Genomic DNA, 11798 nt, shown 5'->3' with positions numbered 1-11798 from the left:
CCAACGCGGGGAAACGGATGATCCCTATTCCTGGCGGCACAAGGTCGCTCTCTGACCCGCTCCCCGGTTCTCCTCAGTTGTTTTCGCTGCGGCCCTTCCCCATCCGGGGAGGGGCCGTTTTGCGTCCAGAGGCGGGCAGGACCGGATGCATGGGAAATTGCGCACATCGGCGGCGGCGAACTTCGCATGGATGTGCGCAACCCCGCAATGCTACTGCTTTGATCGCAGCGCTGGTCGCAATGGCGCTATAGAATGGCTCCCGGAAAGCCTCGGCCATTGCGATTGAAAGGGAGGATGGGTTTTGAGCGAGGAAGTGCTTTGCACCGTGCGCGGTGCCATCGGTCACATCCTGTTGAACCGGCCCAAGGCGCTGAACGCGCTGACGCTGGGCATGGTGGATGTCATTTCCCCGGCACTGGACGCCTGGGCCGCCGATCCGGCCATCAAGGCCGTGGTGATCCGCGGTGCCGGCGACCGTGCCTTCTGTGCCGGCGGTGATGTGCGCGCCGTGTGGGATGCCGGCCGTGCCCGCCAGCAGGGACAGGGCGACGGATCGCTGACCCGCGCGTTCTTCGGTGGCGAATACCGGCTGAACCGCAAGATCAAGCGCTTTCCCAAGCCCTATATCGCGCTGATGGATGGCATCACAATGGGTGGCGGCGTGGGTCTGTCGGTCCATGGCAGCCATCGCGTGGTGACGGAAAAGACCCTGCTGGCCATGCCGGAAACGGGTATCGGTCTGTTTCCGGATGTCGGTGGCACCTGGTTCCTGCCCCGCCTGCCGGGCCGTCTGGGCCTCTATCTGGGGCTGACGGGGGCACGGGTCACGGCGGCCGATCTGCTTTATACCGGTATCGCGACCCACAGCGCCGCCAGCGCATCGCTGGACGAGATTGAGGCGGCGCTGGCCAATGCCGACGATGTGGAACAGGTTCTGGCCTCCCACGCCGTGCCGATGGGCGAACCGGCGCTGGCCGGCCATCGGGCCATGATCGATGACTGTTTCGACGCGCCTGACATGGAGGGCATTCTGGCCGCCCTGCTGTCGCAGGGCAGCGGCTGGGCCGATCAGGTGGCGCAGACCATCCTGTCCATGTCGCCCACCAGCCTGAAGGTGACGTTCGAGCAGTTGCGCCGGGGGGCCGAACTGGATTTCGACGATTGCATGCGCCTGGAATATCGCATGACGCAGGCCGTCATGGACGGCCACGATTTCTATGAAGGCATCCGCGCCCTGCTGGTCGACAAGGACAAGAACCCGAAATGGAACCCGGCCAGGCTGGTCGATGTGAAGCCGGCCGATGTCGCCGCCTATTTCGCGGTGCCACCGGGCGGGGACCTGGAATTCTGATGTGAAGCCGGCAGCCTGGTCGTGACCGGCGGGCGCAACCAACCAAGGAGGAAACGACCATGGCCACCATCCTGTTCATCGGCTTGGGCAATATGGGTCTGCCCATGGCCCGCAACCTGCTGAAGGGCGGCCATGCGGTGCTGGGCGTCGATCTGGCGCCGGCCAACATCGCCGCCGCCGCCGAGGCAGGGATCGATACGGGCAGGTCCGCCGGCGATGCTGCGGCTGTGGCCGATGTGGTCGTTTCCATGCTGCCGGCCGGCCCGCATGTGCGGGCCGTTTACGGCAATCCGGGCGGCGTGATCGAGCGGGCCCGCCCCGGCACTCTGTTCATCGACAGTTCCACCATCGATGTGGACAGCGCCCGCGCCGTGGCGGCACAGGCGGAGAAGGCCGGCCATTTCATGGTCGATGCGCCCGTGTCCGGTGGCACGGGCGGGGCGGCGGCCGGCACCCTGACCTTCATGGTCGGCGGGACGGATGCCGCCTTCGACAAGGCCAGGCCCTTCCTGTCGCTGATGGGCAAGAATATCGTGCATGCCGGCGGGCCGGGCACGGGCCAGGCCGCCAAGATCTGCAACAACATGGTGCTGGGCATTTCCATGATCGCTGTGTCGGAGGCGTTCGCCCTGGCCGACAAGCTGGGGCTGGAACGGCAGAAGCTGTTCGACATTGCCAGCACCTCGTCGGGTCAGTGCTGGTCGCTGACCAGCTATTGCCCGGTGCCGGGGCCTGTGCCCACCTCTCCCGCCAACCGGGACTATGCGCCGGGCTTCGCCGTGGACATGATGCTGAAGGATCTGAAGCTGGCCCAGCAGGCCGCGGGCAGCAGCGGCGCTTCCACCCCCCTTGGCGCGCAGGCCGCAGCGCTGTATCAGCTATTCTCCGCGGCGGGGAACGGGGGTCTGGACTTCTCCGCCATCGTCAAGATGCTTCAGGGGAAATGACATGACCGGCGTGAAAAGCGGCAATCTCTACCATCTGTTCGAAAGCCGCTTTCCCGCCGATCCCCAGTCCCGGTTCCTGACGGTGGAGGATGGTCCGCGGGCCGGCGTCTGGTACAGCTATGCCGACGTCGCCTCCATCTCCGCCCGCTTCGCCCATGCCATGGCCGGCCTGGGCGTCGGGCGGGGCGACCGGGTGGCCGTGCAGGTGGAGAAAAGCCCGGAAAACCTTTTCCTCTACCTAGCCACCCTGCGGCTGGGTGCGGTCTACCTGCCGCTGAACACCGCCTATCAGAAGGGCGAGATCCGCTATTTCCTGGAGGATGCGGCACCCGCCCTGTTTGTCTGCCGGCCGGAGGATCGGGTCGCCCTGGCCGATCTGGCATCGCAATGCGGTGTGCCGCAGGTGGTGACACTCGGCGTGGCCGCCGACGGCACGCTGCCCGACATGGCCATCGACCTGCCGGATGATTTCGATACCGTAATGATGGCGGAAGACGATCTTGCCGCCATTCTTTACACTTCCGGAACGACCGGCCGGTCCAAAGGTGCTATGACCAGCCATGGGAATCTGGCGTCCAATGCCCTGACCCTGCATGCATTGTGGGGTTTCGTGCCGGGTGACGTGTTGTTGCATGCCTTGCCCATCTTCCATGTGCATGGGCTGTTCGTGGCCACGAATACGACCCTGCTGAATGGCGGGTCCATGCTGTTCCTGTCGAAATTCGATGCCGACAGGGTGGTGGAACTGCTGCCGCGCGCCAGCGTGCTGATGGGGGTGCCCACCTTCTATACACGGCTGCTGACGCATGCCGGCTTCACACATGACCTTGCCGCCCATATGCGCCTGTTCATCAGCGGCTCGGCCCCATTGCTGGCCGATACGCACCGGGAATTCTCCGAACGGACGGGACACGCCATCCTGGAACGGTACGGCATGACGGAAGCCGGCATGATCACGTCCAACCCGCTGGATGGAGAGCGCGTGCCAGGCACCGTGGGCTTTCCCCTGCCGGGTGTTGACCTGCGCATCACCGACGACACGGGCGCCCCCGTGGCGACCGACGGGATCGGGCAGATCGAGATCAGGGGCCCCAACCTGTTCAAGGGCTATTGGCGCAAGCCGGAGAAGACGGCGGAAGACATGCGCGCCGACGGGTTCTTCATCACCGGCGATGTGGGCAGGGTGGATGCGCGCGGCTATGTCCACATCGTGGGCCGGGCCAAGGATCTTGTGATCTGTGGCGGGTTCAACGTCTATCCCAAGGAGGTGGAGACCGTGCTGGATGCCATTGATGGCGTCGTTGAAAGTGCGGTCATCGGTCTGCCCCATCCCGATTTCGGGGAGGCCGTGGCCGCCGTGATCCAGAGGAAGCCGGGCCGTGACGACGTGACAGAAGCCGCCATCATCGGCCATGTGAAGGGTGAACTGGCCAATTTCAAGGTTCCAAAGCGCATCTGGTTCGTGGATGAATTGCCGCGCAACCAGATGGGCAAGGTGCAGAAGGCGGCCTTGCGCGAACAGCACAAGGCCGCCTTTGCCGATTGATCACGCGGCCGCCAGGCCGGCGAGCCGGCCCAGGGTTGTCCAGTTGCGCGACGTGCCCGACACGCCCATCGCCCGCAGGACCTTGACGGGGTCCAGCGCGGCTCGGCCGGCCCCGTTCAGGAAATGCACATAGAGCCGGTCGCCGGACAGGTGCAGCCGGTCGGGCCCGGTTTCCAGGGCGGCCAGCCGTGCGGCCCCTTCCGCCGTGGGGGCGGCGGCCAGGAAGAAGACCAGCAGGTGGCTGGGGCTGCCGGCCGCCGCATCGGGAAAAGGATTGTCCCGGATGGCGGCGGCAAGCTGCCCCCCGTCCCGCAGGACATGGTCGGCGTGGAAGCCGAACCGATCCTTGAAAGCCCCCTCCAGCCGCCGGGCCAGATCGCCGCGATCTTCCGCCACATCCGCGCCGTCGAACAGGAGGTTGCCGCTTTGCAGCAGGGTGCGCACGCGGGTGAAGCCCATCTCCTCGTAAAGCTGCTTCCACAAGGCCATCTTCACGATCTTGTTGCCGCCGACATTGATGCCGCGCAGCAGGCAGGCGAGGGTGGCCATCGGGTGCCTCCATGATGGAATGGCGATGGCGGGGTGGGGGAAACCCACCCCGCCACCGCTTATTTCCCGTCGATCAGCTTTTGCGTCAGGTAGACGATCTGCAGGGCTGTCACCTCGGCCCGCTGCTTCAGGTTGGCGGCGGCGGAATGGCCGCCCTCGATATTCTCGTAATAGATGACCTTGTGCCCCTGCTCCTCCATCCGGGCCACGAACTTGCGGGCATGGCCCGGATGCACACGGTCATCCTTGGTGGAGGTGTAGACGAAGGCCTCCGGGTATCGGGCATTGGCGCGCAGGTTCTGATACGGGCTGTAACGTGCGATCCATGACCGTTCGGCCGGGATTTCAGGGTCGCCATATTCGCCCATCCACGACGCGCCGGCCAGCAGCGTGTGGTAACGCAGCATGTCCAGCAGCGGCACGGCCACGATCACGGCGCCGAACAGGTCCGGCCGCTGGGTCATGGTGACGCCCGTCAGCAGCCCGCCATTCGACCCGCCCTGGATGCCCAGGCGGGCGGGCTTGGTGACACGGGTGCGGATCAGATCCTCTGCCACGGCCTGGAAATCATCATAGGCGCGCTGGCGGTTCTCCTTCAGGGCGGCCTGATGCCAGCGGGGGCCGAATTCACCGCCGCCCCGGATATTGGCCACGACATAGGTGCCGCCCTGTTCCAGCCAGCCCTTGCCCATGGCCGACATATAGGCGGGCGTCATCGAAATCTCGAACCCGCCATAGCCATAGAGCAGGGTCGGGTTTTCCCCGTCTGCCTTCATGTCCTTGCGATGGACGATGAAATAGGGCACCCGTGTCCCGTCCTTGGATGTGGCGAAGCGTTGCTCCGCCGTGAACGGGCTGGCGTCAAACCGGGCGGGCAGGGACTTGATGGCTTCCGGCGTGCCGCCGCCCGGCAGCAGATACAGCGTGTCGGGCTGCAGGAAGTTGGTGTAGTTGACCAGCACATCGGTGCTGTGCCCGTCGGTGGACACGATGGACAGGCTGCCATTGGCCGGCAGGCCGATCTCCTTGCCCGTCCAGCCGCCGGCCCCCTTGCGGGTTTCCAGCAGCTTGCCGGTGACATTGTCCAGCAGGTCCAGATAGATGGCATCCCTGGCGATGCCGACACCCTGGATGGCCGCCGTTTCGCCCGGCGAATGGATCAGATCGACGCGCGTGATCGTGCCGGCCGCGGCCTGGGACAGCGGCACGGCCACCAGATCGCCCTTCTTCAGGTCCTGACCGGCCACCGACCAGTCGGCACGCAGGGCGACGATCAGGTCGCCATCCATGACGCCCTTCAGGTCCACGCCCAGCGGCAGGGCCAACTTGGCCAGCTTGCCGTCGGTGCCCAGCACGTGCCATTCCTCGGTGAAGAAATCGGGGCCGCGCTGCAGAAGGATCGTGCTGCCCTCCGGACGGTGCACGGCATAGGGGCGGGCCCAGACATCCTTCTGCCCCACTTCCAGCAGGATGGGAGCCGTGGCCAGGTCGGTGCCGCGCTTCCACAGGCGCACCTGCCGGGCATAGCCGCTGTCCGTCATGCTGCCGGGGCCGAAATCGGTGGCGACCAGCAACGTGTTCTGGTCCAGCCAGTCGATGGTCTGCTTGGATTCGGGAAGCTGGAACCCACCCTGGACGAAGCTTTTCGTGGCGACATCGAACTCGCGCACGACGACGGCGTCCTTGCCGCCGTCGGACAGGTGGACAAGGCAGCGGTTGGCATCGGCCCCGAAGCAGTTATGGCCCTTGTAGACCCAGTTCCTGCCCTCGTCCTTCGACAATTTGTCGATATCCAGCACCACGTCCCAATCCGGCTCGGCGGCGCGATAGCTGTCCAGCGTGGTCCGCCGCCAGATACCGCGGACCTGCGTCTGGTCCTGCCAGAAATTATCGACCTTGCCACCTTCCAGCCGGCCATAGGCGATGCGGTCCCGCGCCGTCAGCACCTTTTCCGCCTCGGCCCGCACGGGCTCGAACCGCGGGTCGTTCTTCAGGCGGGCAAAGGTCCGGTCATTATGCTGCCGGCTCCAGTCCAGGGCCTTTTCGCCCTCCACCGCTTCCAGCCAGGCGAACGGGTCCAGCCGGGCCTGTTCATCGGCGAAGGGATGGCTGCCGCCCGGGCTGGTGCCATTGGCCGATACCGGGGTCGCCGTCAGGGCGATCAGGGCCGCTGCCGTCATCAGAAAGCTCCGCAGTTTCATGTACCGCTGTCCCACTGTCCGTTTGCGCCGGGGCCGTCCTAAGCCACCGGTCCTTGGTATCTGCGTACCATCGTCGCGGGTGCCGGTCAGCGGCTGATACAAAGCCGAAACAAATCACCGGCCCGGATGGAAGCGCCCGCCCGTCAGCGGGGCTGGCACGCCCGTCGTTCCGGGCAGCGACAGCGGCAGGCCCAGGCGCGAGCGCACCGCCAGATAGGCGAAGGCCTCCGCCTCCAGCGCGTCGCCGTTCCAGCCCAGCCCGTCGACGGGCGCCACGGGTACGCCCAGGCGGGCGGCGAGGCCGGCCATCAGCACTGCATTATGCCGCCCTCCACCGCAGACCAGCCAGCGCCGGGGTGGTGCGGGCAGGTGGTCCAGTGCCCGCGCGATGCTTTCCACGGTGAAGGCCGTGAGCGTGGCGGCGGCATCCGGTGTCGCCTGGTTGGTCAGCGCCAGCCGTACCCAGGCGTCGCGATCCAGCGATTTGGGCGGCGGGGCGTTGAAATAGGGGTGATCCAGCAGCCGGGCCAGCAGGTCGTGATCAACCGTGCCGCCTGCCGCGATCCGCCCCCCTTCATCATAGGCGGCGCCCGTGCGCGACAGGACAAGATCATCGATCAGGGCATTGCCGGGACCCGTATCGAAGGCCACGACATCCAGCGGGCCTTCCCCCAGCCAGGTGACGTTGGCCACCCCGCCGATATTCAAGATGGCCAGGGGCCGTTCCAGGTTGCCGGCCAGAGCCTGGTGGTACAGCGGAACCAGCGGCGCGCCCTGGCCGCCTTCCTTCACATCGGCGGTGCGGAAATCATGCACCACATCGATGCCGGTGGCGGCCGCCAGCCGGGCGCCATCGCCGATTTGCCAGGTATGCCGCCGGTCCGGGGCATGCAGGATGGTGTGCCCATGGAACCCGATCAGGTCGATCGAACGCGGCGTCAGATCATGCGCGCGCAGCAGGGCCATGACGGCGTCGCCATGCAGGTCGGTCACTTCCTGTTCCACGGCCCCCACATCGCCCCCGCCACCCAGCACGGCGCGCAGGCGGGCCCGGAATGCGGGCTGATAGGGGGTGAAGGTGAAACCCACCGGTTCGACCTGGCCGTGGCCATCGGTGCGGATCAGCGCGGCATCGATGCCATCCATCGATGTGCCGCTCATCAGTCCGATGGTCAGGAAACGCTGCAATGCCATCACGCACCATGTTCTAGGCGTCGGGATGTGCTACCACGCCCAGGGCCGATTGGGCCATTCCCGAACTTCAAGGCTATGGAAGATGAGCACGACCACCACCGTCCCCGCGAGCATCAAGTCCGAATTCCTGCGCGTGATGGTGGAGCGTGGCTATTATCATCAGGCCACCGACCTTGAGGCACTGGACAAGAAACTGCTGGCAGGCCCCGTCACCGCCTATAACGGCTATGACGCGACGGCCGACAGCCTGCATGTCGGCCACCTGCTGCCGACCATGATCCAGCGCTGGCTGGGCAGGACCGGCAACAATCCCATCCTGCTGATGGGGGGCGGCACCACCAAGGTGGGCGACCCGTCGGGCCGGGACGAGACGCGCCGGCTGCTTTCCGATGACGATATCAATGCCAATATCGCCAAGATCCGCACCGTGTTCGATCGCCTGTTCACCTTTGGTGACGGCGCCCCCGGCACGGCGCGGCTGGTCAACAACGCCGACTGGCTGGACAAGCTGGAATACATCCCCTTCCTGCGCGATGTCGGCCGGCATTTCACCATCAACCGCATGCTGACTTTCGACTCGGTCAAGCTGCGCCTTGATCGTGAACAGCCGCTGACCTTCCTTGAATTCAACTACATGATCCTGCAGGCCTATGATTTCGTGGAACTGAGCCGCCGCTACGGCTGCTTGCTCCAGACGGGCGGCAGTGATCAGTGGGGCAACATTGTCAATGGCGTGGAACTGGGCCGCCGCATCGCGCAGGTGGACCTGTTCGGCTTCACCTGCCCGCTGCTGACCACGGCGTCGGGTGCCAAGATGGGCAAGACGGCGGCCGGTGCGGTCTGGCTGAACGAGGACCGGCTGTCGAACCTGGATTTCTGGCAGTACTGGCGCAATACGGAGGATGCGGACGTTGTCCGCTTCCTGAAGCTGTTCACCGAACTGCCGCTGGACGAGATCGCGCGCCTGGGCGCCCTGGCAGGGGCAGAGATCAACGAGGCCAAGAAGATCCTGGCCACCGAGGTGACGGCCCTGGTGCGCGGGCGCGATGCCGCCGAACAGGCTGCGGAGACCGCCCGCCGGACGTTCGAGGAAGGGGCCGCCGCCGAAGGGCTGCCCACCATCGAGATGGGCGCGGCCGCCCTGGCCGACGGTGCCTATCTGGCCGACCTGATGGTCCAGGCCGGCCTGTCGGCCAGCAAGGGCGAGGCGCGCCGCCTGATCAAGGGCAATGGCGTGAAGGTCAATGACGGCGCCGTGTCGGACGAGGCATACAAGCTGTTCGCGTCTCATGTCGGCGATGACGGCCTCATCAAGCTGTCGGCCGGCAAGAAGCGCCATGCGCTGGTGAAGCTGGTGTGATCCAGTCACGTCTTCCTGGTCAGGCGGGAAGAGGTGACTGATCGCCGGGAGAAGGTGGGACGGTGCTCGCGACACCGGCCCATCCGCCCGGATGCCGGATGGATGCAGATCGTGGCGTGCGGCGCAGGCTGCCGCCGTCGCGTCTGACGGGCTCAGCCGGAAACGGGAGAAATAATATAGACTTGCACGCGCGTACCGATCGGCGTGATCCCTTTGTCATGCGTGACAATTCTGTATATGTTCTCCCTATCATGATTGACGATCTGATCGACGAACCGTATCCGACGCGCCCGCCCGCGACCGCGCACCGCCCCTATCTGGAGGGTTTGAATCCCGTCCAGCAGCAGGCGGTGGAGGCGCTGGACGGCCCTGTGCTGGTCCTGGCCGGTGCGGGCACCGGTAAGACGCGCGTGCTGACCACCCGGCTGGCGCATCTGCTGCTGTCCCGCCGGGTCAGTCCATGGAACGTCCTGACGGTGACCTTCACCAACAAGGCCGCAAGGGAGATGCGGGACCGCGTGGATAATTTGCTGGGCGGGCAGTCGGAAGGCTGGTGGATGGGCACCTTCCATTCGCTGGCCGCCCGTATCCTGCGCCGGCATGCCGAACGGGTCGGCCTGAAGCCCAGTTTCACCATTCTGGACACCGATGACCAGATCCGCCTGATCAAGCAATTGATGGAGGCGGAAAATATCGATGCCAAGAAATGGCCGGCACGCCTGCTGCTGTCCATCATCGAACGCTGGAAGGACCGGGCACTGACCCCGGACAAGTTGAAGCCGGAAGATGCCGGCGATGCTGCCAATGGCCGCATTCTCTCCATCTACAGGCAATATCAGGACCGGCTGCTAAGCCTGAATTGCTGCGATTTCGGTGACCTGCTGCTGCATAACATCACGCTGTTCCAGCAGCATGCTGACGTACTGATCGAGTACCAGAACCGCTTCAGATATATCCTGGTGGACGAGTATCAGGACACCAACGTGGCCCAGTATCTCTGGCTGCGGCTGCTGGCGCAGTCGCACCGGAACATCTGCTGCGTGGGTGATGATGATCAGTCGATTTATGGCTGGCGCGGGGCGGAGGTGGGGAACATCCTGCGGTTCGAGCATGATTTTCCCGGCGCCCAGGTCATCCGCCTGGAACAGAATTACCGCTCCACCGCCCATATCCTGGGGGCAGCGCACGGCATTATCGCCAATAATCAAGGCCGGCTGGGCAAGCAGCTCTGGACGGAGACCGATGGCGGGGAGAAGGTCCGCGTCCGCGGCCTTTGGGATGCGGAGGAGGAGGCCCGCTGGGTCGGTGAGGAGATCGAGGCGCAGCAGCGCAAGGGTGTCAGTCTGGGCCAGGTGGCCGTGCTGGTCCGCGCCGGCTTCCAGACGCGCGAATTCGAGGAGCGGTTCATCACACTGGGTCTGCCCTACCGTGTCATCGGGGGGCCGCGTTTCTATGAACGCCAGGAAATCCGTGATGCGCTGGCCTATCTGCGCGTGCTGGCCAGTCCGGAGGACGATCTGGCGTTCGAGCGTATCATCAACGTGCCCAAGCGCGGCATCGGGGCCGCCACGATCCAGCAGCTTTACATCGCAGCCCGCGCCATGGGCGTGCCGCTGATGGAGGCGGCATGGAAATTGTCGCAGACCGATGAGCTGAAGCCCAAGATGCGCAGCACACTGTCGGCGCTGTTGCAGGATTTCTTCCGCTGGCAGTCGTTGATCGACCGGGTGCCCCAAGGGGAACTGGCCCGGACCGTGCTGGACGAAAGCGGCTATACCCGCATGTGGCAGGAGGACAAGAGCCCCGAGGCGCCCGGCCGGCTGGATAATCTGAAGGAATTGATCAACGCCATGGGCGAGTTCGAGAACCTGACCGGGTTCCTGGAACATGTCTCGCTGGTGATGGAAAATGCCCAGGGGTCCGGCGACGAACAGGTATCGCTGATGACCCTGCACGGCGCCAAGGGGCTGGAATTCGACGTGGTGTTCCTGCCGGGATGGGAGGAGGGCGTCTTTCCCAGCCAGCGGACCCTGGACGAAAACGGCATTGCGGGCCTGGAGGAGGAACGGCGGCTGGCCTATGTCGGCATCACGCGCGGCCGCCGCCGCGTCCATATCAGCCATGCCGCCAACCGTCGCATCCATGGCACATGGGCCACGGCCATTCCGTCACGCTTCGTCGATGAATTGCCGGCGGAGCATATCGAGACGGAGAATAATCCCGGCATCGGCGGTGCCGGATTCGGCGGTGCGATGCGCGAAAGCGCCTATGGGGGCGGATTCGGTGGTGGCTGGAAGAATGCCGGGGGCTTCGGCGACCGGTTCAATCGCATGGGCCAGAAAGCAGCCCAGGCCCCGGCGCGCGGCGGCCGGCTGATCGAGGGCACGGCCGTGGATGTGACAGCCCGCCGCCGGCCCGACCGCGCCTTCAATCCGGGCGACCGCGTCTTCCACCAGAAATTCGGGTACGGCACGGTCAAGGCTGTGGAGAATGACAAGCTGGAGATCAGCTTCGACGTGGCGGGCATCAAGAAGGTGATGGACAGCTTCGTGGTGCCGGCCGATCAGGCCGGCTGATACAAAGTTGCGGTGAGTTGAACTCATCGCACCTTGGTTGGCGCGCCCATGCGCGCACAAGCCCAGCCGCCGGA

8 protein-coding genes are annotated in these 11798 nt (G+C 65.3%); 5 read left to right on the top strand and 3 right to left on the bottom strand.

The genetic code is table 11. The features are described 5' to 3' along the window. Positions 1-301: 301 nt before the first annotated feature. Genes ACM9LZ_RS16300 through ACM9LZ_RS16290 form a run of 3 tightly spaced genes read left to right on the top strand, consistent with a single transcriptional unit; the run spans position 302 to position 3844 of the window. Positions 302-1351, top strand: a complete 1050-nt coding sequence (locus ACM9LZ_RS16300; protein WP_416620554.1) for an enoyl-CoA hydratase/isomerase family protein — start codon at positions 302-304, stop codon at positions 1349-1351. 59 nt (positions 1352-1410) lie between these two features. After that, positions 1411-2298, top strand: coding sequence for a 3-hydroxyisobutyrate dehydrogenase (gene mmsB, locus ACM9LZ_RS16295; protein WP_416620553.1), 888 nt, complete (start codon positions 1411-1413; stop codon positions 2296-2298). 1 nt (position 2299) lies between these two features. Then, positions 2300-3844 carry a malonate--CoA ligase gene (locus ACM9LZ_RS16290; RefSeq protein WP_416620552.1) on the top strand — a complete coding sequence of 515 codons (1545 nt, stop codon included), beginning with the start codon at positions 2300-2302 and terminating at the stop codon, positions 3842-3844. On the opposite strand, the gene ACM9LZ_RS16285 is transcribed toward ACM9LZ_RS16290, so the two are convergent. The 3 genes from ACM9LZ_RS16285 to ACM9LZ_RS16275 form a co-directional block, all read right to left on the bottom strand. Continuing rightward, positions 3845-4393 carry a DUF1697 domain-containing protein gene (locus tag ACM9LZ_RS16285; protein ID WP_416620551.1) on the bottom strand — a complete coding sequence of 183 codons (549 nt, stop codon included), beginning with the start codon at positions 4391-4393 and terminating at the stop codon, positions 3845-3847. A 59-nt stretch (positions 4394-4452) separates the two neighbouring features. Then, positions 4453-6594, bottom strand: coding sequence for a prolyl oligopeptidase family serine peptidase (locus ACM9LZ_RS16280; protein WP_416620550.1), 2142 nt, complete (start codon positions 6592-6594; stop codon positions 4453-4455). Positions 6595-6708: 114 nt separating this feature from the next. Beyond that, positions 6709-7788 (bottom strand): anhydro-N-acetylmuramic acid kinase, encoded by a 1080-nt coding sequence (locus tag ACM9LZ_RS16275; RefSeq protein WP_416620549.1) that lies wholly within the window; start codon positions 7786-7788, stop codon positions 6709-6711. Between the two features lie 82 nt (positions 7789-7870). On the opposite strand from ACM9LZ_RS16275, the gene tyrS reads away from it, so the two are divergent. Both tyrS and ACM9LZ_RS16265 read left to right on the top strand, forming a co-directional pair. After that, positions 7871-9148 (top strand): tyrosine--tRNA ligase, encoded by a 1278-nt coding sequence (gene tyrS, locus ACM9LZ_RS16270; RefSeq protein WP_416620548.1) that lies wholly within the window; start codon positions 7871-7873, stop codon positions 9146-9148. 251 nt (positions 9149-9399) lie between these two features. Further along, positions 9400-11724 (top strand): ATP-dependent helicase, encoded by a 2325-nt coding sequence (locus ACM9LZ_RS16265; protein ID WP_416620547.1) that lies wholly within the window; start codon positions 9400-9402, stop codon positions 11722-11724. Positions 11725-11798: the final 74 nt, after the last annotated feature.

It is taken from the genome of Niveispirillum fermenti (genome assembly GCF_048066175.1).
GTDB classification, from domain to species: Bacteria; Pseudomonadota; Alphaproteobacteria; order Azospirillales; family Azospirillaceae; genus Niveispirillum; species Niveispirillum fermenti.
The sequence above is the reverse complement of the archived record's forward strand: the minus strand, read 5'-3'. Positions and strand labels throughout refer to the sequence as shown.